This window comes from Limosilactobacillus albertensis, assembly GCF_014145555.1.
In the GTDB taxonomy this organism is placed as follows: Bacteria; Bacillota; Bacilli; order Lactobacillales; family Lactobacillaceae; genus Limosilactobacillus; species Limosilactobacillus albertensis.
Map to the genome: position 1 here is coordinate 1 of NZ_JACIVD010000064.1, position 24,018 is coordinate 24,018.

The window sequence follows — 24,018 nt, forward strand, 5'->3', positions numbered from 1 at the left end:
AAAAAAAAAAAAAAAAGGTAATATAAGGGTGATAAATAAAATTTAATAAATTTATTTAAAAGAAATGAATTTATTCTTTCTGATCCCCCCGCTTGGTTCAGTTGCCTTGAATCCTATAGCTATCCTCTAGCAGCTATTATTCATCGTATTTTTATTTATCATTTTTATTTAGAAAGGAGTCGATCTAAGAGATATTTTTATCTTGTTTTGTTAATCCTATCGGCAGTATCAATTACAGCTAATTTAACTTAACCCCACAAGCTACTTTTCTTCCTTTACTTATAAATAATTAAATTACTTGTTAGTATGGGCCGGTACTATTAACTTAACATTCAGATCTCTTTTGGTGTTTCTCTAACCCTTTAGAAACGCTGTTGTTTAGTCCTAATAGATAGAATATTCATTAATACACAGTTACAAAGCAATCTCTATTTAATTAAACTTTCTAATTTTAAAAGCAATTCCCTTGCCTCTTTGACATTGGAATTGCTTTTATTTCACCACCAGTTAGGCTTGGTAACCGTCACTGGAACAGTTTGGTCGCTGACCTTCAAGTATGCCTCTCCGACATTAAGTCCTTTTACACCTAAATCATTCATTTCCAGACTTTTTATTTCATTATCATCAATCAAACAATGAATAATCCCGTTACTAAACTGTGAACGCAATTTTGCGGGCAGATCAAGCGGGGATTGAGTGGTCAAAATCACCTTTAAATGCAGCTTCCTTCCTTCTCTTAAGACCTGAAAAATTCCATTATCTGGTAATTTATTCTGGTCTTGCGGCAAATAGCGGTGGGCTTCATCAATCACAATGTTAACTGGAAGCTGTTGGGGCGATTGGAAACGCATATTTAATATTTTTTTCATTAAAAACGAGATTAAAGCCCGCTGACTATCTTCGTATCTTTTTAAAAGTGACAGGTCAATCACTAGGGTACGGTGGGTGCTACGCTGAGTTAGGAACATTTTTAGGATAAAGCTAAGTTCCGTTTTAAAACTTCCCGGATGTGAAACCGTATCAAAAACAGTTTTAAACATTTCACTATCAATACGCTCGCAGAGAGTTGTCAGCATCCCCCAATTATGGTTAATAGCTAAACGGTCATACTGTTGTCCCAGCAACTGATAATCGGCCCGGTCATCCGCAAATGGAATAATAAATTCTTCAATTAATTGATTAACTAATTGTGAAAGGTCATAATCAACAGCCCAGCTGCCTAATTGTTCAAGATAGTGCTGATAGTCTTTAATTTTTTGTCCGCATTTTATATAAGCTTTGTCTTGTTCAACAAGGTTATGCTGGATCCGAAGAGCAGTAATCGCTTGATTTAATTTATCCTGAAAATCAGACGAAGGTTTTAGTTGCAAAATCTCTTGAAGTTCGTTAGCTGATAAGGATCCTGCTTCAAGATAGGCATTAACTCCCAGTTTATACGTAATCGCATTTGGTAATTGGGCATATTCGCCTGTCGGATCGAAAACGATTGTCGTTTGGTTACGGTGCTGAAGATAATTTAATAACGACAGCGTAGTAGTTGTCTTACCGCTTCCGGTTTGCCCAACAATTAAGAGATGGCGGGCAAGAACCCTTGCTACCATTTGCTGCTGTTTTTCCCGACTCACCTTATCATTAAATGAGAATATCTCCTGCGCGTTACTCAAATCCAGTTACCTCTTTTACTTGTCTTTGGTTAATTTACGACGAACTAATGTGGGATCTGCTTTCCCTGGGTTTAATTCTACTAGTTTTCCAGACCCGCTGTAAATAATCCATTCGGCTAAATTAACAATATGGTCCCCCGCACGTTCTAAATTACGGATAACTGCAAGATAGCTTTCATAAGCCTTGACATCTTCGCCACCCTTAACCAGTGCCTTCATAATCTCTTTTTGAAGCTTCACATAGAGTAAATCAACTTTCAAATCGTCATTAGCAACTTCATAAGCAACCTGCTCATCAGTATATACATAAGCATCAAGGATTCGTTCCAGCATCTTTCGGACGATCATCATCATCTGCTCAATCGGCTGTTCAATTTCTTCATGATGTTCAAACTTACTTAACGTAATCGCTGCCCGCGCAATATGGGTTGAATAGTCCCCTAAACGTTCAATATCCGTACTAGCCTTTAAGATACTAATGATTTTGCGAAAATCAGTTGCAACGGGATTTTGCAGTGCCATCAGTTTAAGGGCCTGCTTTTCCAAGCTAACTTCTTCATCGTTAATCTTCATATCAGCATTTAGCACTTTATCTGCTAGGGTCGCGTCATGATCAGTAAACGCTTTTGTTGCTTGATAGATCTGCTCGCTTGCGTCAATTCCCATTTCCATAAAATGGCTGCGTAAACGTTTTAACTCGTCGTCAAAAATTGCTCCCATTTTCTTTACCTCCTAGCCAAACTTGCCGCTCAGGTAATCAGCTGTTTGCTGCTGTTGCGGGTTCATGAATACTTCAGCCGTCTGATTAAATTCAATTAATTTTCCTTGGTGCATAAATGCCGTCCAATCAGCCGACCGCGATGCTTGCTGCATGTTATGGGTTACCATAATAATAGTAAATTTCTCTCTTAATTGTACTAAAGTATCTTCGATTTGCGAAGTTGAAACCGGGTCTAATGCACTTGTCGGTTCATCCATTAAAATGATCTCTGGTTCAACGGCAAGTGTTCGCGCAATACAAAGGCGCTGCTGCTGACCACCAGATAATGCCAAAGCACTCTCTTTTAAGTGATCCTTAACCTCTTCCCATAAAGCTGCTTGGCGAAGACTTTCTTCCACTCGCTGGTCAAGCGTTTGACGATCTTTAACCCCCGCCAACCGTAATCCGTAAATAACGTTTTCATAGATTGATAACGGAAAAGGTGTCGGCTGTTGAAAAACCATCCCAATCTGCTGCCGAATACGATAGACATTCACTTTTGCCTGATTAATATTCAAATTATGAAAATTAATTTCACCTTTAACCGTTGCTAAATCATCATTCATCCGGTTGAGGCTCCGCAATAACGTTGATTTCCCTGAACCGGACGCGCCAATCATTGCCGTAATCTTATTTTTAGGGAACTTCATCGAAACATCGTGAACAACGTGTTTGTCACCATATAGTACCTGTAAGTTCTTTACTTCAAGAGCAATTGAATTTTCCATTCTCTTATCCTCACTTTGCAAGTCGTCGCTTAATTAAGTAACCAATGTATCTGGCAAGTAAATTAAAAATCAAAATCGTTAAAATCAAAACAGCTACCGAACCATTTGATACGGCACGGGCATCTGGCACCAGTCCTTCACTATTAACTTTCCAAATATGAACAGCAAGTGTTTCCGCCGGTCGTAAGGGGTTCAAAAAACTGGTTGGACTAAACGGATTCCAGTCAGTATAACTAATGGCAGGTGAGCTTTGTCCCGCAGTGTAAATCAATGCTGCTGCTTCACCAAAGATTCGGCCGGCACTTAGAATAGCCCCCGTGATAATTCCTGGTAAAGCTGCTGGTAAAACTATTTTAGTCGTTACACGCCATTTAGACATTCCTAATCCCAATCCAGCCTGGCGCTGAAGATAAGGAACCTGACGAAGGGCATCTTCACACGCTCGCGTTAGCATTGGCAGGTTCAAAATTGTTAATGCTAATGCTCCGGCAAGTAAAGAGAAATCTAATCCCCATTGCAATACAAAAATCAGGTAGCCAAACAGCCCAACAACAACCGATGGCAAAGAGCTTAAAACTTCAATCGCTAATCGTAAAAAATTCGTCCAACGATTATCCGGCGCATATTCGCTAAGATAGATCGCTGCACATAATGCCAATGGGACTGAGACTAAAAGCGTTAAAACTACGAGGTATAGCGAATTAAATAGCTGATCACGAATTCCCCCGCCGCTTCTAAATGATTCTGCGCTTGAAGTTAGGAAGTGCCAAGATATATGCGGAATTCCTGATAATAATAGGTAAGCTAACAAGGCAAATAAAACTAACCCTACTAATCCAGTCAAAGTTAGAATTACGATAGTTGCTAGCCGATCAATTTTTTCTGGACGCATTATTTTACCCCTTTCCGACTAACAAGCCGCATCAAAAGATTAAATGCTAAGGACATTACTAAAAGAATTAAAGCTAAGGACCATAACGCATTATTAGAAATTGTTCCCATTACCGTATTCCCGATTCCGGTTGTTAACACACTTGTTAAGGTAGCAGCTGAATGCATTAACCCGGTTGGCATCACCGTTGTATTTCCGATTACCATTTGAACTGCTAATGCCTCGCCAAACGCCCGAGCCATTCCAAAAACCATCGCCGTTAAAATACCGCTTTTTGCGCTCGGAATAATTACCCGGGAAATAGTTTGCCACCGGGTTGCCCCTAAGCCGGCTGAAGCATTGCGGTACTGCTGAGGAACAGCTTTGAAACTGTCAATTGTCATTGAAGTCATTGTCGGTAAAATCATCAGAAACAATACACATGTTGCTGCCAAAATACCAAAGCCTGTTCCGCCAAATGACTGTCGTAAGAAAGGTACAACGATGGTCAAACCAACGTATCCGTAGACCACTGACGGAATACCAACTAGCAATTCAATAACTGGCTGTAAGAATTTGTATGCTGTTGATGGCAGCATTTCAGTAATTGCAATTGCGACTACTAGCGCTAACGGCAGTGCAACTATTCCCGACAAGAGGGTAACGCTAAAAGAAGTTGCGATCATTGGCAATGCCCCAAACAAATGGTGACTTGGCTGCCAGTTTACTCCCGTTAAAAAGTTCCATAAAGAGTAGTGATTGCCGGTAAATAAAGCAATTCCTTTTAAGGTTAGAAAGATTAAAATCGTTGCGACTAATCCCCCAATTAGGGTAATTGCAAGGTAGCTAATTATTTTTCCCGAAACTTCCTGCTTACTCTCGGCGGAGGGCTGAGTCAACCGTTGTCGTAAGTCTTCCATCATATTCTATTTCCTTTCAGTTACTTTCCCGTTTGGTGTTTTTTCAACTTTCATATCATGAATACTGATATAGTGAGCATCAGTTACAAGTGTTTTTTGAACTTTTTCGCTTTGCATATACTTGATAAACTCTGTTGTTGCACGCGATGGATGCTTTTGCGTATACATATGCTCATATGACCATAATTGCCACTTATTAGTCGTAACATTCGCTGCTGTTGGCGCAACCCCATCAAGGTTGATTGCCTGTACTTGGTCATTAAGATAAGCAAAGGCAATATAGCTAATTGCTCCCGGCGTATTCTTGATAATCTCCTTAACCGTCCCATTTGAATCTTGTTCTTGTGCATTAACGGCTTGCATCCCCGGTTTTAAAACCGTCTGTTCAAAAGCAACGCGGGTCCCGCTTCCGTGTGCCCGGTTGATAACTGTAATCGGTAAATCCGGTCCGCCAAGTTCTTGCCAATTAGTGATTTGACCTGTAAAAATTTGTCGTAACTGGTCCATTGTCAAATTCTTAACGCCAAGATGTTCATTAACAATCGGGACAATTCCAGAAACAGCAACGATATTATCATTTAACTTTCCAGCATTAATACCATCTTGCTGGTCAGCAAAGATATCAGCTGATCCAATATTCACTGCTCCCGCTTGAACCTGGCTAAGTCCTGTTCCTGACCCGCCCACTTGGACAATAATACTTGTTTGCGGGTGATTAATCCGATAATTATTAGCGACTGCTTCAGCAAGAGGCTGTAAAGCTGTTGACCCAACAATTGTAATTTTTTCCTGTGATGGCTGCTGCCTAGCAAGGACCCACGACCCGCCTAGCCAGCACACCATTACAAGCAAAACAATGCTGATAACTATTTTTTTCATTGCTATTTCCTACCTGTTTATTAGTTGTTTTCGCATATCTCGTATGGTACAAATAGAGAATAACAAGTCGATGTAAAGTTTTAATCTTTATAATGTAAAGGTTATGTAAATTTTGGAGAAATATTATGACCAATAAATTTTTGCTAATGAGTCAGCAAGATACTCTGGTACAAGAACTACAAAACATATGTAAAAAGGCCCACTGGAAATTCGAGTTAGTAACTACGCCGACCGGTCTTGTGGTTGCCTTAGAAAAAGAAAAAATCAGCGGTATCTGGTGGGATATGACCGAAGTAAGTTTGGACACGACTATTGCAACAATGACCCTTATCCGTCACCAAGTTCAAGGACCGATTACTATCTTTACCCCACGGCTTACGGAACGGATCCAACGTAAACTCTACCGTGCACGTGTCGATGACGTCCTTGCTACTCCCATTATCCCTTCTATTTTCCGTCCCTTAATTGAACAGCGGTTATGGACTTACCACTATCCGCAACTACATTCACTAGCCGACCAGGAAAAGGCAGCGAAAGATACAGTCATGACTGCCGGCGCGTGGCAAATCAATCAAGAATCCTATACAGTTACCAAGAACGGCGAAACAATTGCTTTAACTCCAAAAGAATTCCAACTATTGTCCTACTTAGTTGACCATCAAGGACAAGTATTAAGTCGCGACCAGCTTGTTAACGGCGTATGGGGGTATGATATCCTTGATACTTCACGAATTGTTGACATCCACATTAGCCATCTTCGCGATAAGCTTGAGGATGATTCACAGCATCCCACCCATCTTCTTACTGTCCGCGGGTTCGGTTATAAATTTGTTTAAAAAATAGAAGGCTGAAAAGTAAATATCTTTTCGGTCTTCTATTTTCTCTATTTAATTTTAAACATCTTATAATAAACTACTTTTCTACAAATTATCCAAATAATCGATAAATCGTGGCATTTCTTCTAGCTGATCAGCTGTTATTTCCCGAGTAATCGTATGATCCTCTGAAAATACATAAACACGGTCAACCAACGACCTAATCTGATTAAAATGGTGACTTGAAATAATAATTGTTTTGCCCGCTTGATGTAATTGATTAATTATTTGCGTAATCAGTGTCCGATACTTGGGCGACAACCCATTAAACGGCTCATCAAAAATCATAATGTCCGGGTTCATCGTTAGTACACTGGCAATCGCTACTAATTTTTGCTCACCACCGGATAAGTGATAAGGAACACGGTCGCGTAGCCGCTCAATCTTCAATAGCTTTAAACAATCATTTACACGCTGCTCAATTTCATGCTGCGGTAAGCCGAGATGCTCCGGGCCAAATGCTATCTCATCAGTCACACTAGTATTAAAGAGTTGGATATCACTATTCTGAAATACAAAGCCGAACTTTTGATAAAATGGTCCCGTTTTTGTTGAATCTTTTAGGAACTTCTTATCAATTACCAAATCGTCAAAAGTATACCGGCCGTTTTCTAAACTATATAATCCAACAATCGTTTTTAATAGCGTCGACTTACCAGAACCATTTGGGCCCATAATACAAACGGCATCACCACGATTGATCTCGATATTGACATCGTGAAAACCGGTTTGTGTCCCATAAGTATACGCACCGTTAGCTATTTTAATCATGCCACCACTCCTCGTGTTACAAAGTATGCCGCCACTGCAAATAACAATTCCCCCATACTAATCAAGTCATATTTATTCCAGCTAAGTTTTCTCCTCGCAATGCTGCTATTATTATATCCTCGTAATAGCATTGCCTGATAAAGGTCGCCCATTCGTTTTTTTGCCGACAAGTAAACCTGACCAATAATAACCCCAAGAACGCGGCGATTTACATGCTGTCCAAACGTTCGCAACTTAATACTGCTGAGCAACTCCTGAATATAAACGCCAAGAGTATAAACATATTTCATTGTAATATCAAGAGTTAAAATTATGACACTCGGTAAATGTAACTGCTCTAGTCCCTGAATAAACTGGGGCCATGAAGTAATACTTAAGAATATGGAAATGTTTAGCATAATTAATGCAACTCGTGTCAAAAACAAACTAATATTATTAGCTTGCAATAAGAGACTCGGTAATAATACAAGCAGCGAAACTGCCATTAATTTAATCAGCTTTTTGGTGATTGTAATAATTACAGACCCCGGCAAAATAATGAGGTGCGTTAATAGAAGAATTAAAATTAGCCATAAAAACATAACCTGCGATGATAAAACAATCAAAATCGTTAACCCAATTAGCTCAATAATTCGTACCCATGGTGAATTTTTGGCCTTATAAACCGGCGTTATCCGTGTAAGAAAAGCAACAAGTGTCGCAAACCTTGTTAAATTATCTTGTACTAACCGGCCTTTAGTTAATTGTACCTGGTGCCGCTCCGAATTCATTAACCAAACTGGCAATTTTGTTGGCACCGCTTTGTTTTTTTTACTTATTTGCGGCTTTATTTGTTGAGCCATAAATTGACATCAGCACCTTACTTATTAGGAAGAAAATTAAAATTGCGGTAATAGCGCTCAAAATATAGCCAATCGGTAAAGACGTCCCCGGAATTGTATAATCACCAAATAAGGCAGTATAGTTAAATCCATGACTCATCCCCGTAGGAACCGTACTAGAAATGTGCTCAACCTTCAATCGCTGCAATAATTCAGCATTATCCCATTCACCAAAAGCAGTTCCTGTTGTAAGCAGGCCGATCGGTGAAAGGACAGCTAACCCGATAATTACATAGATGAGGTATTTAATTGAACCCTTTTTCGTATCTTTTGCCATGGTATTTTGATAAATCTCATTTGGTGCCACTCGCTTGACGAATGAATAAACAACGTACGTAAAGAACGCTTCAATCCAACCAGCAACAGCTAAGTGAGCAAAGGCCATTGCGGGAATCGTGACTGCTAACGGGTATGGATTATACAAGGGCGCGCCGCTTGCTGTATGGGCAATTAGCGGCTGAATCCCTAGCTCTAGTCCCGCCATCAAAGCCGCCAAGTTAATTCCACAGTAGGAACCAACGATTGTTCCAATACTAGGATGGTGGTGCTTCCGCAAAAAGTTATAGATCCAATAACCAGTAAACGGCATGATAATTGCCATATTAAAAATATTAGCTCCTAACGCTAAAATTCCGCCATCACCAAATAGGAACGCTTGCAGAATTAACGCAACTGTCACTGCAATACTGGCCGCATATGGCCCAATCAGGATTGCAAGCAGCGTACCTCCAACCGCGTGAGCACTAGTTCCGCCCGGTACAGGCACGTTAAACATCATCATTAAGAAAGATAATGATGCCGCAATTCCAAGCATCGGTGCAAGCTCCTTATGTTCTTTTAACTGAACCTTTACTTTTTTAGCTGAGACAGCGATAACCGGTGCAGCCACTGCAAACATTACCGCACAAGTTCCCGGACTCAAATAGTTATCTGGAATATGCACTAAAATCCCGCTCCTTTAATTTACTATGCGTCACTTTAATAATTCTTTGGCATAATCTTTTCCCAGCACGAGGAAGAGGCCTGCATATACTGCAAATAACCCGCAGATCATATCAGCAAGAATATACACAACACCAACCCAAATTTGACCATCCATAAATAAGACGGTAATACCCTGGGCAAAAGATGAGAAAGTTGTTAATCCACCACAAAAACCAGTCGTAATAATCGTGTGCCAGTCTTTAGGGACAATTTTTTTCAAAAACCATGCTGTAAATAAACCAATAATGAAACAACCGACTGCGTTAACAATCAAGACAGCAAGCGGATCAGCAAAAGGCGGCTTTATCCATAAGTCAGAAACTATTTCACACGCATACCGGAGAACACCGCCGAAGAAACAGCCGACACCGATTACGAGTAATTTTAACCCATTTGACATTCTACACTCTTCCTTTCTACAGCCATGAGTGGAACCATAATCCTAAGTACACACAACAAATGCATGCAATAACACTTCCTACCCAGTAAGTCCACGCTAAAAGCTTCTTACCAGATTTGAAATATTTTAATGTTTCTAGGGAAAAGGTAGAAAAAGTCGTTAATCCGCCACAAAATCCGGTTGCTAATAACACATTCATCGTATTCCGCAATTCATCACTTGTTACCATGCCGGCAAAAACTCCAATCAGCAATGAACCAATTAAGTTTGCCATAATGGTGCCCCAACGGTAATGGTCATAATCTGTGTTTAATACATCGGATAAGAGACTACGTAATCCACCACCAAAGAATGCGCCTACTCCGGCCGCAAGCAAGTCAGTAATAATAATATTCATTCTCTTATCTCCTCATTTTTTTATGCCTGTTCTCGCTCAAGATGCTCACTCTTCCGTAAGTTAAGTTCGGAGAGATGGAGCTTCTTTTCACGGTAATAGCTGATGAACTTCCACATTAGCTTGTGATTTTCAAACGCACTATTACTTAACAGACGGAAAACCAATCCATCCTGTTCAAGCAATGAAATTCCATAGTGAATATCAACATCGAATTGGGACAAGTATTTCCGTAATTCCTCAACCGTGTCTTGAGTAATATTTTCATCAATAATTACTACTGAATTGAAGTTTAATTTTCCTTCAAAATAACCGATCTCTTGCATTGGATCAGTCTCTGGGTCGACAAGGAGAAAATCGTTGTAAACGAGGTGACCGTCATAGTTGATCTTCGTCTGTAAGCCAACTTCATCATATTGAAATGGTGCGCCATCTGGAGACCAGCCCTTTGAGAGACCATCAGTAAGGATTAATTTAGCACCCTTTTGCATGTCGATCGTTGTCTTTTGACGGTAACGGGCATCCTTATACGGAATTGTCTCATCTTGGTAAAATTCTAAAATCGCATTTTTGCCAAGTTTGAAGTCATCTTGTTGCGTGGTCGTCTTTTGATGCTCACATTTATAGACATAAGTTGGCGATTGCGTAGTAACGATTGCGTGGCTGTCATCATCTAAGGTAATTTGGTGATGATAACTTTCGCCTTCTACATATCCTCCGCCAGTAGTGATGAGGAAATAATATGGGATATTGTCCTTGTTTGGTTGGCAAAATGATAACCATGAATTTCCCTTACGAAAGGTCCGCTTAGCAAAGTCACGACCATTCTTGTGAGTAAATTCCAGGTCAATCATGCCATCATAATCTTTACTTTTCATCTTCCAAGTCCTCAAGTAATACGTCCTTCTTCAACCAGTTAATTACACCATCAAGGCCTTCATCAGTCTTCAAATTGGTAAAGAGGAAGTTTCCATCATTACGGAATTTTTCTGAGTCTGCCTTCATCCGGTCAAGATCTGCACCGACATACTTTGCCAAGTCAGTCTTATTAATGATGAAGAGGTCAGACTTAATCATTCCTTGACCAGCCTTCCGAGGAATCTTTTCCCCTTCAGCCACATCAATAATGTAAATCGAAAAGTCAACTAGTTCTGGGCTAAACGTTGCGGCTAGGTTGTCACCACCACTTTCGATGAAGATCAAGTCCAAGTCGTTGTTGAACCGTTGCTCTAGTTCTTCAACAGCAGCCATATTCATTGAGGCATCTTCACGAATAGCTGTGTGGGGGCAGCCACCGGTTTCAACACCAATAATCCGGTCTTCATCAAGTACCGAGTGTTTTGCCATATATTCAGCATCCCACTTGGTATAAATATCATTGGTAATAACACCAATATTGTAGTCATTATGAATTTGCCGGGTAAGCCGTTCAATCAACTGTGTCTTTCCTGAACCAACAGGACCACCAACACCAATTCGTACTGCACGTTTCATAATTTTTAACTTCCCTTCCAGAATTATTAAGACATAAATAGCCGTGATTCTTGTGTTTCGTGATTAATTTGCGCCATTTCAAGGCCGGGAGCATTCGCACCAAGATAAGATGCATCAAGCTTCATCACTTGTTTGTATAAAGGCTTAAGCAGCTTAATGAGGTCATTTAAGATAACCTGTCCCTGCCGCTGACCAAGCGGAATTGCCCGCACTGCGTTTAACACTAAGGTTGATGCAACACTATAGCCATACATTAAGAAGGCATCAAGTAATGGCACACCTTTATAATGAGCAAACATTGAAAAGACGATTGCGGGGTTACCATAGGCCTTGCCATCATCAATTGCCTGTGCATATTCCTTTAAGTGCGGCACTTTGTCACCGTATATCTTTTGAATAAGGACAATCATCTGGTGGGCAATCAGCTTTGTACCATTTCGTGTTTCAATAGCCAATGTAGATTTAGTAATTTGATCATCGTATTCAATCAGCTTATCAAAATCATGCTGCTTAATTGCCTCATAGCATAATTTCACGAGAAGACCTTCACCAAACCGAAATTGCGACCGGTAATAGTTTTCAAGCCAAATTCGAAATTCGGGAGCCTTTTTAATCACGTTTGTCCGAAGATAATTTTCCATTCCGAACGAGTGGTTAAAAGTACCGATTGGGAAGGTTGAATCACAAATTTGGAAAACTTCAAGATAATTTAGTTTCTTTGTTAATTCATTTTCCATCTTCTATCCCTGCTTACTTTGTTAAGTCTAAGTATTCAAGCGGTTGGTCTAATTGAACCTTCTTTAATTCGTAATTAATATCATGCTTATCAAGCATCTTAACAACGACTTTATCGAGCAATAATGAAATCTTTCCGTCTTTAATTTGAACTGGCTTGTGCAAATTACCAAGGAAGTGGGCAACAAGACCCATTTCATTAATATCACGCGGCGTTATTTCAATCATTTCATCAGCGATTACACTTAAGACAAGCAACTTCTTATCGCCGAGTTTAAAAGCAGAACCATTTTCCAGAATTTGGTCTTCATTATCAAGCCGGATACCATATTCATTTCCATGGTCAGTCTTAACCCGCAAAATATTCTTCATCAAATCATCGCTCTTAACCATTGCCGTCTCGATATGATAACTGCCGATGTTAGGAATATCATCTACATTACGATAAACTTCTGTTAAAACCATAACTATAAAACCTCTTTTTTATTTAATTTTTATAAAAGGAGATTGGGGCACGGCTCCCAATCCCCTTGGTAAATCTAATTTAAGATTAGAATAGGTAGTAACGTTGAGTTAATGGTAGCGTTGGTGCTGCATCACAGGTGATCAGCTTGCCATCAATCTTAACGTCATATGTTTGTGGATCAATTTCAATTGTCTTTGGCGTGTAATTATTAAGCTTCATGTTAGCCTTAGTAATGCTCCGGGTATTGTGAACAGGAAGGATAGTCTTGTTTAAGCCAAGTTGTTCTTTAATACCGTGGTCATAAGCATATTGAGATACGTAGGTTACACATGTGTGGTTAACAGCACGGCCTTCAGCACCGTAAAGGTAACGTTCAAGAACTGGTTCTGGTGTTGGAAGACTTGAGCTTGGATCACCGGCAATACCGTATGTGATCATACCGTTCTTAATAACCATGTCAGGCTTGGTACCGAAGTATTTAGGATCCCAGATATTCAAGTCAGCGTACTTACCAACTTCAATTGAACCAACATAATCTGAAATACCGTTACAGATAGCTGGGTTAATTGTGTACTTAGCAACGTAACGCTTGATCCGGTTGTTATCGTCGTACTTGGAATCACCTTCGAGCGGTCCGCGAACCTTCTTCATCTTGCTTGCTAATTGCCAACAACGCATAGCAACTTCACCAACACGTCCCATGGCTTGCGCATCAGAAGTCATCATACTGAGGGCACCCATATCTTGGAGCACGTCTTCGGCAGCTTCAGTTTGTTTCCGAATACGTGATTCAGCAAAGGCAACGTCGTCAGGAATCTTAGGGTTAAGGTTGTGGCAAACCATTGTCATGTAGAACAATTCATCAAGGGTGTTCTTACAATATGGGTTAGTTGGGGTTGTTGATGATGGAAGAACATTATCTTGACCAGCAACAACCATAATGTCAGGAGCGTGTCCACCACCGGCACCTTCAGTGTGGAATGTGTGAACTGTATTGCCGTTAAAGGCATTGATAGTGTTTTCAACGAATCCACCTTCGTTTAGCGAGTCAGTGTGGACAGCGTATTGAACATCGTACTTATTAGCCGCAGCAATTGAATTTTCAATTCCGGCAGCAGTAGCACCCCAGTCTTCGTGGGTCTTAATGGCAGCACATCCGGCTTCGATTTGTTCACCAATCAATTCTGGACGTGAACCGGAACCCTTAGCCATCAAACCATAGTTAATAGGAGCGTTATCAACCGCTTGAAGCATCCGGTGAGTGTACCATGCTCCAGGGTTACAAGTAGCGGAACGAGTACCGTTAGCAGGACCGGTACCACCACCAAATAAGGTTGTAATACCGTTATCCAAAGCAGCTTGAGCAATGGATGGGGTAATGTAGTGAACGTGGAGGTCAATTCCACCAGCGGTAACAATCATTCCTTCACCAGAAATGGCTTCAGTACTTGCTCCGACAATGAAATCAACGTTATCCATGACATCTGGGTTACCACCTTTACCAATGGCAAGGATCTTACCGTCACGAATACCAATATCTGCCTTATAAATTCCAGTCCAATCAATAATAAGTGCATCAGAAATAATTGTATCGGCAACCATTGGATTTCCGGCACGGGTTTCAGTGGCACTAACACCCATTCCATCACGAAGGACTTTCCCACCACCGAATAAACTTTCTTGACCATGAACTGTTAGGTCTTTTTCGACTTTGGCAAATAAGTCTGTATCACCTAGTCGTACGCTATCGCCAGTAGTTGGTCCGTAAAATGAGGCAAACTGCTCGTGATCCATATCAAAACTCATAACTTTACCTCCTCTTTACTTTTCTTCGGGATAACTCTTCTCAAGCGGGTACCCATTGTATGTGTCAGCTTTCTTATCAACATCAAGCCAACCATTAACTTTATTGTTAAAGCCGAATACCCGGCGTTTTCCACCAAAGTCAATGAGTTTAACGGTCCGCTCTTCACCAGCTTCTAGCCGAATGGCAGTTCCGGCTGGTATGTCAAGGTGCTTACCCCATGCCTGGCTACGATCAAATTGTAGACCTTGCTCGTTAGCTTCGTAAAAGTGGTATTCTGAACCAACTTGGACAGGACGGTCACCAACGTTTTTTACTTTGAGTGAGATATCATCGTAACCAACATTGTATGGTACTTTGTCTGGTTGTAACTTATATTCTCCAGGAACCATTTTGTTTCCTCCTTCTTTAGATGCTAAAAATTAGCGAATTGGGTCAGTAACAGTGATTAGCTTGGTGCCATCAGGGAATGTTGCTTCAACTTGAATCATTGGAATCATTTCTGGAATTCCTTCCATAACATCATCCTTAGTTAGCCAAGTTGCACCTTCATTCATTAACTCACCAACAGTTTTGCCATCACGGGCGCCTTCCAACAGGCGACTGGTAATTAGGGCAACTGCTTCCGGCTGGTTTAGCTTTAAGCCACGATCCTTACGCTTTTCTGCGATCATTCCGGCTAAGCTAATCATCATTTTTTCTTGTTCACGCTTTGTGAGCCTCATTATCTATCCTTCCTTTCTCTAGCTAAATAGATTTTAGTTAGGCCAGTAGTTTAGGAGCATTAGGAATCCCGGAATCCATGCTGTACAAATTCCTTCGATGATTCCTAAATATCCAGGGAACTTACCAAGATTCATTTTTAGATTGTTGGTTAGGAATCCCGTTAACCAAAGAATTCCCCAGGCCCACCAGATGATGCCGTAAATCCAATTGCCGCCATAACCTTGGAAGCAAAGGATCCCGGCTGGAATTGAGTTAATCGCAACAAATAAACTGAACCAACCATACAGACGCTGGTCAAAGTCACAGAGAGTGTTAAATGCTACATAGAGATAAGTAAATGCGAATAGCAATCCAGTGGCACTAGCATAGAACCAACTTGCTGGCTTATCATTGATAATTCCCCACGATAGAGCAACAACGTTAAGAATTAAGCTAAGTCCGCCAGTAAAGAAGTTCATAACCACAATCGATTTATCCTTTATGCCCTCAACAGCATAAAAGCCATTGCTCATTAATACCATGCCGACATAAAGCAATATACAACCTAACAATTCATTTTCGCCTCCTTTCGTTGAGACGAGTTTGATAATCAAGAAGTTTAATTAATATCGTATGTTGTTTCATTTAACAATGTATGATCAAGTCCTTCAGAAATAACTTTATCTGTTGGACGAATGTTAGTAAGCGCACCTAGTAACTTAAGTAAAATAAACGTAATTACAAATGAGTAGACGGCAACTAAAATAACACCGCCAGTTTGAATTAAGAATTGATGACCGCCAGCACCTATTCCATTAACGGTTCGATCAGCAAGGATACCAATCAAGATTGTTCCGGTAAATCCACCAATTCCGTGGACACCCCAAACACCGAGCGCATCGTCCCAGCCAATCTTTTCTTGGAGACTGACAGCTAAGTTACAAATAATACCAGCAGCTAAGCCCACTAGAACCGCAGCGGCAGGATTAATATAACCGGCACAAGGCGTAATCGTTGCTAGACCAGCTACTGAACCGGTCAAAACATCAATAAAGTCAAACTTGCCACGAACAAACTTTGCGTATAAGATCCAAACAATCATCCCGCTTGCTAACCCGATGGCCGTATTAGTAAAGGCCTTTGTTGCTAATGCACCGGCTTTTAAGGCCCCGCCTGAATTAAAGCCAAACCAGCCGAACCAAAGAAGACCGGTTCCAATAGCAGCTGCCATCAGATTACTTGGCTTCATTCCGCTCTGCTTTAGCTTTCGTTTTCCAAGAACGATAATACTTGCCAAGGCAGCAAAACCAGCTGTGGTGTGAATAACAGTACCACCAGCAAAGTCAACAAAGCCCCATTTTGCAAGGAATCCATTGCCCCATACCCAGTGACAAACCGGAATATAAACGAGGTATGTCCATAAAATCAATAGCAAAATATACCCCTTCATATTAAGCCGTTCTGCAAATGCCCCGCTAATTAGCGGAACAGTAATTACACAGAACATTAACTGGAATAAGAAAAATAGTGCAAAGGGAATTGAAGCTGCATGAACAGCGTTAGGAACTAAGCCAACATGAGCGAGGGCAAAGTAATCAGAAATACGCCCGATTACGCCACCTTCATCTTTACCAAATGCTAAGCCAAAGCCTCCATAGACCCAAATCAAGGTTACAATTCCCATTGAAATAAATGATTGCATCATAATATATAAGACGCTTCTCTTCCGGGCTAATCCGCCATAGAAGAAAGCAAGACCTGGTGTCATTAAACAAACCATAGCTGTGCAAAGCATCATAAAAGCCGTATCACCACTATTAATATGCAAATGTAATTCCTCCCTTAACTAATAATTGATTTATTAATGAAGCATCAATAATAAACATAAAGAAGCTAAATGATTATTAAAGCCTTTTCACTAATATTTACTTTTTATAATACTATTGATATTAATTATTACAAGAAAAGAGACTTTTATTTTCATAAAAATATAATTAGAATAAAAAAGCCCATGAAAATTATATTTTTCATAGGCAAATATCTGTGTATTATATTTAGTTTTATTAACAGCAAGAATAAAATATAAATCAAACATACCGGCCAATTACATTTCGATAGCTTAAAAGTTCTTTTTGTTCCATTGATGAATCAGGTAAAACAACTTGGTCACTATCTTCACCATTATATTCATCCATTTGCTGACGACCCCAGACACCAAGGGCCGTTACAATCCGTGCCAGCTCTTCACCGCCAGTCGTTAGGACAAAGCAGCCGGCCTCTTGAATTGGGCTAATTATATATTTTTCTTGTAGGTCCTCAATTATTGTTATCAAGCGATTACTAGAAATTCCTGCTAACAATTCTTGGAGATCCTTAAAATCGAGTGGTTTAACACCAAGCCAAAATAGGGCTCGCGGATAATCATTTTCACGTAAAAAACTTAATGAATAGGCAATTCCTTGATTATTTTCTTGATCCATTATTAGCTCCACCCCACACAAAAAAATTTATATTACTATATAATAAATTATATCATGGATAGTGAAAGCGCTCAAAAAATAACACTAATTTATTTATCAGTTCATTAATAAAAACTCAAAAGATGGATAATAGTACATTATCTTTATAAAAAAATACTTATAACTATTTTTAGTAAAATTACTTTTTTAGTAAACTTTTTGCCTCTTTTATCCCATAAAAATGTGAATCAGGGGTGGGTGTCTTGTGAGCAATCATTACCTGTTTGGCTTGTTCGCACTGGATCTTAGCTGTAGGTAATTCTTGGCATACTTGGAGGTAGAAAGATAATTGACGCAGCTTAATTGTTAACTGGTTCCGCGCCTTAGTCAGTGTTAAAGTTAACATCTGCTTATAATTTTGAATAAAGAAGCGTGTCTTGCGCCTCTGTAATGCATAATTCACCGAGTTACTTTTAATCCGGTGAATATCCTGACTACTAATCGTATTTTGCCGTAATAGGTAATTAAACATCGTAATCTGCTGGTCAATTTGGCGCCAATCAGTCGCAAGCTCTGCACGTAACTGATTGATCTCTTCTTTAGTAAGCCGATGCTGCCGACCGTTTTTTAGCCTAGCAGATAACCCTTTCAGCTCTTCATAATCACGTCGATGAAGTGGAAGGTCAACCTGACTGAATAGATTACAGCGTTGATATAAAACCGTCCCCTCGTGGTTTTTAAATCCTTGATGATCAAGAACAAACTGAAACATTGTCTGGGGAAACCGCTGACCAGCCCGGTATGCTAATAAAATACTATCCATATAAAGGTTAATCTCATTAATTCCCGATTGGATCTCACGAGTAACCTTTGCTGGAATACTCGCATGTTGTTGAAAGTGTGAAATGCCAAGAGATAATTGCCGCCCCGTAGTCCGTGACCGGAGAATAAACTGATTTTTTAAACGGCGGCCGCAATCACAATAAAGATTTTCTCCAGAATGATCATGAGAACGCTGGTACCATGGATCGACCACCATCCCCTGAAATTCCCAATCTGTTTGCGATAGATAATGACGGGTATGAAAACGTGATAACATAGCGTAGCGGGTAAATTCACTAAGCGCTTTTACCTGCTCAACTGTTAACTGGCGAAGAATGGCTGTTCGTTGCTGGTGCGTTAATGCAATAATCTTATCCATGGTTTTCTTCCTTTCCAAAAATACCTTTCCACTATATCAGAACAAACGTTTGATTTCAAATTGTCTATTATCTTATTTTCTGGTAAAATATTTATTCATAAGGAGTGATATTTTTTGGATTTAGACATACAGCCCGTGAGGTTGAGTTTAAAAGAATATAGACAGGTAAAACAACTATATATGCGCGCGTTTCCGAAGTATGAACGAGAACCATGGTCGTGGCTCCGCATTAAGAGCAGGTACCGCCAAGCCGATTTCATGGCTTTTTATGACCAGGATCAGTTTGTCGGCTTTGCTTACGTTATCCACAGTCATGGTATGCATTATATCTTATATCTTGCAGTTAATGATCAGATTCGTTCACAAGGATATGGGACACGGATTATTGATGAGCTTCGTGACCTTTATCCTGAAGATTCGCTTGCCCTCGATATTGAGCAGCCGGATCCACATGCCGCTAATAATCAGCAACGATTACGCCGGCTTAGATTCTATAAGCGCAATGGCTTTTTCCCAACTCCAAGACTATTCAAAGAGGAAAAAGTCACTTTTCAAGTTTTAGCAACAAATAAAAAAATCAGCCAACGTAAAGTGGACAAGATTTTTGAATGGTTCTCTTGGCCACTAGGCTGGTTGATTCAATAAAAGATATTTAATTTAAGCTGAATAGACTAAGGATAAGCGGTCTAATTCAGCTTTTTTATTTGCGAATTTTTGGAGATAATTCTTTTAAGGAAATCCTAAAAGAATTAATAATTAGTTTAACCGGGAACGATAACCTACCCCGCTAACTAAGAAAATGATATTCTAGAAAACAACTCAAAAAGCTTAGTTTCTTCAATAAACAAGGAGGGATTCTCATGACTAACAGCAAAAATACCCGGCAATCTACACGTAAAGGTTTCCTAAGTAAAGCTGGCCTTATTATCAGCTCGCTTTTACTAAGTCTATTCATTATCTTTGGTACCACCGAACGTGCTTCTGCTAATACAGCTACTGCCGAACCTGCAAAGATTACGGTTGCAAAGCCATTTGAATCCAAGGTTCCCCCTATCAAAGTTATTCACACTAATGATCTCTTAAAAAACAATTATGTTGACTTACGTTCTAAAAGACAACTAGAACAGGAGCAAACAATTAAGTAAGATGCAGAAAAGGCGTCAGCGTTCGGCTTTACCGAGCAATGGCGCCCTTTCTTTGTGTTTTCTCAAGTTTTGTTATCTAATCATCGTCTTCATAATGAAGATCATCAAATTTCTTATCTGCGTTTTGTTGCGCCATATCCTTGGATTGGTAATATACCGCTTGCGTCCAATTTTCAGCACCGCCTGCTTGTACTAAAACTTTAACCTGCTTACCATCAATTGTTTCAGTTTTTACAGTATAGGACGAGCCATCCCCTGCCGACTGTGTCCAGCCACGGAGATTTAGCCAGCGTGAACCATTAACATTATAAAAACTTACCTTTCCCCAGTTCTTTGTGGCGTTTTGGACATCTTCGCTTGTGTAATTATCCTCATCTTCGCCAAATTGCGGGTCCTGTTTATAAAGCTGGGTTGTTTCACGATCGCTGCCTTCTGCAAATGTAAGCGAATGGGTGCCAAAAGCAATCGTCGAATCAGAATCGTTATCAGCCGAATACCATGTACCCTGCATTTCACTTGGTACATCAATGATTCCTGCACGGCCATACTTATGATCGTCTCCTGTACTACTTGTACTTGATGAGGCATTACTATCCCCGTTCCGCTTATCAACAACCTGGGCTTGGGCCGCTAAATCATTAACGAGCTTCCCCTGCCCCTTTTTGTTAACATACTCAGCCATTTCTGCCTTTGAAACAGTCGCTAGCTTCGTACTCTTCTTATTCTGCTTAACGTTTTGGTAGATATTTACATTATCATTATTAACCGTGTACACCAATCCCTGTGACGCGCCGCCAGCTGTTACATCATAAGCTACTCCCTGACCGCCATCACTCAATTGATATCTAGAACTCGGATAAAGATTCACCTGCAGCCCGTCTTTTTGAGCTTGTTTAACCATAGCTGCCCAATTACCGCCATAGCGTAGTCCGCAATAAGTGCTAATCAAGCTAACCGCTTCCTGCGGACTTAGGTTATCACTATCAATTTTGACATTACTCTTAGCAACTAACAGACTACTGCTTGATGAAGATGAAGAAACACTTTTGCTATTATTTTGATTGCCACAACCAGCCAATAACAGACTAAGCCCGGTAACCATTAAAAATCCTATTTTCTTATCCATACCGATTCTCCCCATAAAAAATGCCCTCTGTAACTTGTACAAAGAGCATTTCTACTTATTAATTAAGCCCGTGACTTGTAACTGCCATCAGTGGTGTTGATGATCAACTTGTCACCGTTCTTGATAAATGCAGGAACGTTAACAACCAAACCAGTTTCCATGGTTGCAGGCTTACCACCACCATCAATAGTAGCACCCTTAATCATTGGTTCAGTTTCAGCAACAGTTAATTCAACAGTAGTTGGTAATTCAACACCGATAATGTCACCGTTAACAAAGTTTAAAATAACCTTCATGTTTTCAACAAGGTAGTTCTTATCGTCACCAAGCAAGTCATGACTTAAGCTGTATTGTTCGTAACTTTCAAGGTCCATAAATACGGCTGAATCACCTTCATCGTAAAGGTATTGAGCAGAACGCTTATCAACGTTAACTTGTTCAACCTTTTCAGATGGACGCATTGTAGTGTGGACAATTGAACCTGAGCGAAGGTCTTGGATGTCCATTTGCATTAAAGTGTTACCCTTACCAGGCTTGTGGTGGTTGATTTGAAGAACCTTTAATAACTTACCGTCACGTTCAAAAACCATACCTTTTTTCAAATCAATTGTTTGAATCATAGTATAAAACTCCTTCATATAAAAACTGAACTCTTTTACAGATTAATGATGCTTATGAGTAGCCTTAATCTATGGCTTCGTTCCCCGCCATTAATTATGAATAATTATCATTCACAATTTACATTCACAGTCTATTGTATCACATTCATTAACCACGACAATAGCGGTTCTCAGCATGTTTTATCAATTGAAAAAACTGTTTGCTTACTGAGTAATTTTCAATAAGCAAACAGTTTTTATTTGATCAGTATTATTAAACTAGCTCAAGATGTAATTGCTTTTCACCGATGAAACCTGCTCGTTTTAAGACAAGATAGAGAGTTACGGATAGGATAGCAGGTACAACGACCCCAAAGACCATGTATGTGCTGAACTGAGCCCAGCCACGTGAAAGATAAGCGATTGGTGCAATCAAGGAGTTTAGTCCCAATCCCCCTAAAGTAGATGTCGAACGGAAATTAAACAGAACCGTTGCAATTGGTGCACAGACAGCTGCAGAGACAACCGTTGGAACCAAGAGATAAGGATTAATGAGAAGGTTAGGGAATTGGACTTTAGGCGTAACTAGTCCTTGGGCGATGTTTGCGCCAAGATCATTTTGGCGGAATGACATTGCAGTGAAACCAACAAATTGAGCAGTTGTACCGATCAAAGCGGCGGCTGAGGAGACCGGATCAAGCATCAGTGCAACGGCCAAGGCTGCAGAGGATGCTGGTGTCATCAGAAATAGGGCCCACACAACGGAAATTACCATTGATCCTAGAACTGGTGAAACTTGCATACTATGCGCAATGTACGCAGAAACCGCAAGTAGTGCTGGCGTAACAACCGCAGCAACCACTAGTCCAAAGCCAATTCCAACAGCTAGCGCGCCAAATGGTACCAGAACCATATCTAATGGTGTTTTACCAGTTAAATATTTACCAACTAAAACTGCCACTACCGCTGCAAGAACTGCAGATACCGGCTGTCCAGTGGTAAAAACAGGTGCTCCTACTGTTGAAACGGTTGCTTGACCAGTTGCCGTCAATCCCTTAACAGCAACATTGGTAAAGTGAACCCCATTAGATCCTACCGTTGCCGCAACCATTGATGCGAAAGTTACCAGGGTATTAGTGTTCATTTGTGAAGCAACTGCCACCCCAATTGCAGGCGCTAATAATGCTTGGGCTTCTCCACCAATTAATGTTAGAACATGAATGCCCGTCAAGTTACCAATTGTTTGGGTTAATAGTCCGCCTCCTAGGACGACTAAAATAGCGTTAGCCACCGCCGCAAAAATTCGATAAGCCGCTTCCTTGACTTTTGATGAATTTTGATAAGTTGCATTAGCTTTAGAACTGCTAACTTGATTTTCCATCATTAACGCCTCCTTATAATTTATTTTTTGATTAATGATTGTTGTCAGTTTATCTAAGATATAATTAAAAGTCAATTATATTTCTAATTAAATTTTAATTATAACCAAAGAATTTGTTTTATTAAATTTAGGGCTTTTCGCAGCGTTAAAGTAAGCGTTTTTGTAAACATTTTATTAAGAAGAAGCTAACAATTTATTTGAACGCCATGCTAATATGAAATTCTTTATTTACCTTTTTGCAGTTCTAGCTAACAACTTCTGCTATATCCAACAGCCCACAGTATAATTACTAAAAATAAATATTTTTATGTACTTAGTGTTGAAAAAAAAAAAAAAAAAGGTAATATAAGGGTGATAAATAAAATTTAATAAATTTATTTAAAAGAAATGAATTTATTCTTTCTGATCCCCCCGCTTGGTTCAGTTGCCTTGAATCCTATAGCTATCCTCTAGCAGCTATTATTCATCGTATTTTTATTTATCATTTTTATTTAGAAAGGAGTCGATCTAAGAGATATTTTTATCTTGTTTTGTTAATCCTATCGGCAGTATCAATTACAGCTAATTTAACTTAACCCCACAAGCTACTTTTCTTCCTTTACTTATAAATAATTAAATTACTTGTTAGTATGGGCCGGTACTATTAACTTAACATTCAGATCTCTTTTGGTGTTTCTCTAACCCTTTAGAAACGCTGTTGTTTAGTCCTAATAGATAGAATATTCATTAATACACAGTTACAAAGCAATCTCTATTTAATTAAACTTTCTAATTTT

At 39.8% G+C, this 24,018-nt stretch carries 28 protein-coding genes; 3 read left to right on the forward strand and 25 right to left on the reverse strand.

Translation table 11 applies throughout. The features are described 5' to 3' along the window. Nucleotides 1–497: 497 nt before the first annotated feature. The 6 genes from H5S41_RS06495 to H5S41_RS06520 are packed head-to-tail and all read right to left on the reverse strand — an operon-like array spanning nucleotide 498 to nucleotide 5,822. Nucleotides 498–1,664: an ATP-binding protein gene (locus H5S41_RS06495; RefSeq protein WP_231833138.1), complete on the reverse strand. Its 1,167-nt coding sequence runs from the start codon at nucleotides 1,662–1,664 to the stop codon at nucleotides 498–500. Nucleotides 1,665–1,679: 15 nt separating this feature from the next. Further along, nucleotides 1,680–2,384, reverse strand: a complete 705-nt coding sequence (gene phoU, locus H5S41_RS06500) for a phosphate signaling complex protein PhoU (protein WP_153709843.1) — start codon at nucleotides 2,382–2,384, stop codon at nucleotides 1,680–1,682. 12 nt (nucleotides 2,385–2,396) lie between these two features. Next, nucleotides 2,397–3,152, reverse strand: a complete 756-nt coding sequence (gene pstB, locus H5S41_RS06505) for a phosphate ABC transporter ATP-binding protein PstB (RefSeq protein WP_182602748.1) — start codon at nucleotides 3,150–3,152, stop codon at nucleotides 2,397–2,399. A gap of 10 nt (nucleotides 3,153–3,162) precedes the next feature. After that, nucleotides 3,163–4,044: a phosphate ABC transporter permease PstA gene (gene pstA / locus H5S41_RS06510; RefSeq protein ID WP_182602749.1), complete on the reverse strand. Its 882-nt coding sequence runs from the start codon at nucleotides 4,042–4,044 to the stop codon at nucleotides 3,163–3,165. Beyond that, a complete protein-coding gene (pstC, locus tag H5S41_RS06515) occupies nucleotides 4,044–4,943 on the reverse strand; it encodes a phosphate ABC transporter permease subunit PstC (protein WP_182602763.1) in 900 nt (299 codons plus the stop codon). Before pstC ends, pstA begins: the two co-directional genes overlap by 1 nt. Before the next feature lie 6 nt (nucleotides 4,944–4,949). Next, the gene (locus H5S41_RS06520; RefSeq protein ID WP_182602750.1) at nucleotides 4,950–5,822 is read right to left on the reverse strand and encodes a phosphate ABC transporter substrate-binding protein; all 873 of its coding nucleotides are present in this window, start codon (nucleotides 5,820–5,822) and stop codon (nucleotides 4,950–4,952) included. Between the two features lie 125 nt (nucleotides 5,823–5,947). Between H5S41_RS06520 and H5S41_RS06525 the strand changes: the two genes are divergently transcribed. Then, on the forward strand, nucleotides 5,948–6,658 hold the full coding sequence (locus H5S41_RS06525) for a winged helix-turn-helix transcriptional regulator (RefSeq protein ID WP_182602751.1): 711 nt from the start codon (nucleotides 5,948–5,950) through the stop codon (nucleotides 6,656–6,658). A gap of 84 nt (nucleotides 6,659–6,742) precedes the next feature. On the opposite strand, the gene H5S41_RS06530 is transcribed toward H5S41_RS06525, so the two are convergent. The 16 genes from H5S41_RS06530 to H5S41_RS06605 form a co-directional block, all read right to left on the reverse strand. Next, nucleotides 6,743–7,468, reverse strand: coding sequence for an energy-coupling factor ABC transporter ATP-binding protein (locus H5S41_RS06530; protein ID WP_153709837.1), 726 nt, complete (start codon nucleotides 7,466–7,468; stop codon nucleotides 6,743–6,745). After that, nucleotides 7,465–8,310 carry an energy-coupling factor transporter transmembrane component T gene (locus H5S41_RS06535; RefSeq protein WP_182602752.1) on the reverse strand — a complete coding sequence of 282 codons (846 nt, stop codon included), beginning with the start codon at nucleotides 8,308–8,310 and terminating at the stop codon, nucleotides 7,465–7,467. The genes H5S41_RS06530 and H5S41_RS06535 overlap by 4 nt, the downstream gene beginning before the upstream one ends. Continuing rightward, a complete protein-coding gene (gene cbiM, locus H5S41_RS06540; protein ID WP_182602753.1) occupies nucleotides 8,279–9,292 on the reverse strand; it encodes a cobalt transporter CbiM in 1,014 nt (337 codons plus the stop codon). Before cbiM ends, H5S41_RS06535 begins: the two co-directional genes overlap by 32 nt. A gap of 30 nt (nucleotides 9,293–9,322) precedes the next feature. Next, entirely contained in the window at nucleotides 9,323–9,733 is a 411-nt protein-coding gene (gene crcB, locus H5S41_RS06545; RefSeq protein ID WP_182602754.1) for a fluoride efflux transporter CrcB, read from the reverse strand. A 16-nt stretch (nucleotides 9,734–9,749) separates the two neighbouring features. Continuing rightward, a complete protein-coding gene (gene crcB / locus H5S41_RS06550; RefSeq protein ID WP_182602755.1) occupies nucleotides 9,750–10,130 on the reverse strand; it encodes a fluoride efflux transporter CrcB in 381 nt (126 codons plus the stop codon). A gap of 20 nt (nucleotides 10,131–10,150) precedes the next feature. Beyond that, nucleotides 10,151–11,005, reverse strand: coding sequence for an urease accessory protein UreD (locus tag H5S41_RS06555; protein WP_182602756.1), 855 nt, complete (start codon nucleotides 11,003–11,005; stop codon nucleotides 10,151–10,153). Continuing rightward, complete coding sequence (gene ureG, locus H5S41_RS06560) at nucleotides 10,995–11,621, reverse strand: urease accessory protein UreG (RefSeq protein WP_153709833.1); 627 nt, start codon at nucleotides 11,619–11,621, stop codon at nucleotides 10,995–10,997. The genes H5S41_RS06555 and ureG overlap by 11 nt, the downstream gene beginning before the upstream one ends. Before the next feature lie 26 nt (nucleotides 11,622–11,647). Continuing rightward, nucleotides 11,648–12,358 (reverse strand): urease accessory protein UreF, encoded by a 711-nt coding sequence (locus H5S41_RS06565; RefSeq protein WP_153709832.1) that lies wholly within the window; start codon nucleotides 12,356–12,358, stop codon nucleotides 11,648–11,650. A 13-nt stretch (nucleotides 12,359–12,371) separates the two neighbouring features. Next, complete coding sequence (locus H5S41_RS06570; RefSeq protein WP_153709831.1) at nucleotides 12,372–12,821, reverse strand: urease accessory protein UreE; 450 nt, start codon at nucleotides 12,819–12,821, stop codon at nucleotides 12,372–12,374. Between the two features lie 85 nt (nucleotides 12,822–12,906). Further along, nucleotides 12,907–14,628 (reverse strand): urease subunit alpha, encoded by a 1,722-nt coding sequence (gene ureC, locus H5S41_RS06575; RefSeq protein WP_153709830.1) that lies wholly within the window; start codon nucleotides 14,626–14,628, stop codon nucleotides 12,907–12,909. A gap of 15 nt (nucleotides 14,629–14,643) precedes the next feature. Next, entirely contained in the window at nucleotides 14,644–15,018 is a 375-nt protein-coding gene (locus H5S41_RS06580; protein WP_035154118.1) for an urease subunit beta, read from the reverse strand. A 30-nt stretch (nucleotides 15,019–15,048) separates the two neighbouring features. Next, complete coding sequence (locus H5S41_RS06585; RefSeq protein WP_035154116.1) at nucleotides 15,049–15,351, reverse strand: urease subunit gamma; 303 nt, start codon at nucleotides 15,349–15,351, stop codon at nucleotides 15,049–15,051. A gap of 33 nt (nucleotides 15,352–15,384) precedes the next feature. Next, nucleotides 15,385–15,903 (reverse strand): AmiS/UreI family transporter, encoded by a 519-nt coding sequence (locus H5S41_RS06590; protein ID WP_153709829.1) that lies wholly within the window; start codon nucleotides 15,901–15,903, stop codon nucleotides 15,385–15,387. 47 nt (nucleotides 15,904–15,950) lie between these two features. Then, the gene (locus H5S41_RS06595; protein WP_231833140.1) at nucleotides 15,951–17,129 is read right to left on the reverse strand and encodes an ammonium transporter; all 1,179 of its coding nucleotides are present in this window, start codon (nucleotides 17,127–17,129) and stop codon (nucleotides 15,951–15,953) included. Between the two features lie 289 nt (nucleotides 17,130–17,418). Continuing rightward, complete coding sequence (locus H5S41_RS06600) at nucleotides 17,419–17,811, reverse strand: winged helix-turn-helix transcriptional regulator (protein ID WP_220483248.1); 393 nt, start codon at nucleotides 17,809–17,811, stop codon at nucleotides 17,419–17,421. Between the two features lie 178 nt (nucleotides 17,812–17,989). Beyond that, nucleotides 17,990–18,991, reverse strand: a complete 1,002-nt coding sequence (locus H5S41_RS06605; protein WP_182602758.1) for a hypothetical protein — start codon at nucleotides 18,989–18,991, stop codon at nucleotides 17,990–17,992. 114 nt (nucleotides 18,992–19,105) lie between these two features. Here H5S41_RS06605 and H5S41_RS06610 point away from each other — a divergent pair, with 114 nt between their 5' ends. Together H5S41_RS06610 and H5S41_RS06615 are read left to right on the forward strand one after the other, a co-directional pair. Then, nucleotides 19,106–19,636 carry a GNAT family N-acetyltransferase gene (locus tag H5S41_RS06610; protein ID WP_182602759.1) on the forward strand — a complete coding sequence of 177 codons (531 nt, stop codon included), beginning with the start codon at nucleotides 19,106–19,108 and terminating at the stop codon, nucleotides 19,634–19,636. Between the two features lie 215 nt (nucleotides 19,637–19,851). After that, nucleotides 19,852–20,136, forward strand: a complete 285-nt coding sequence (locus H5S41_RS06615; RefSeq protein ID WP_182602760.1) for a hypothetical protein — start codon at nucleotides 19,852–19,854, stop codon at nucleotides 20,134–20,136. Between the two features lie 76 nt (nucleotides 20,137–20,212). On the opposite strand, the gene H5S41_RS06620 is transcribed toward H5S41_RS06615, so the two are convergent. From H5S41_RS06620 to H5S41_RS06630, 3 genes are all read right to left on the reverse strand, one after another. Further along, nucleotides 20,213–21,262, reverse strand: a complete 1,050-nt coding sequence (locus H5S41_RS06620; RefSeq protein ID WP_182602761.1) for a hypothetical protein — start codon at nucleotides 21,260–21,262, stop codon at nucleotides 20,213–20,215. 62 nt (nucleotides 21,263–21,324) lie between these two features. Next, complete coding sequence (gene efp, locus H5S41_RS06625) at nucleotides 21,325–21,882, reverse strand: elongation factor P (protein WP_003674998.1); 558 nt, start codon at nucleotides 21,880–21,882, stop codon at nucleotides 21,325–21,327. Nucleotides 21,883–22,135: 253 nt separating this feature from the next. After that, nucleotides 22,136–23,317, reverse strand: a complete 1,182-nt coding sequence (locus H5S41_RS06630; RefSeq protein ID WP_182602762.1) for a PTS sugar transporter subunit IIC — start codon at nucleotides 23,315–23,317, stop codon at nucleotides 22,136–22,138. Nucleotides 23,318–24,018: the final 701 nt, after the last annotated feature.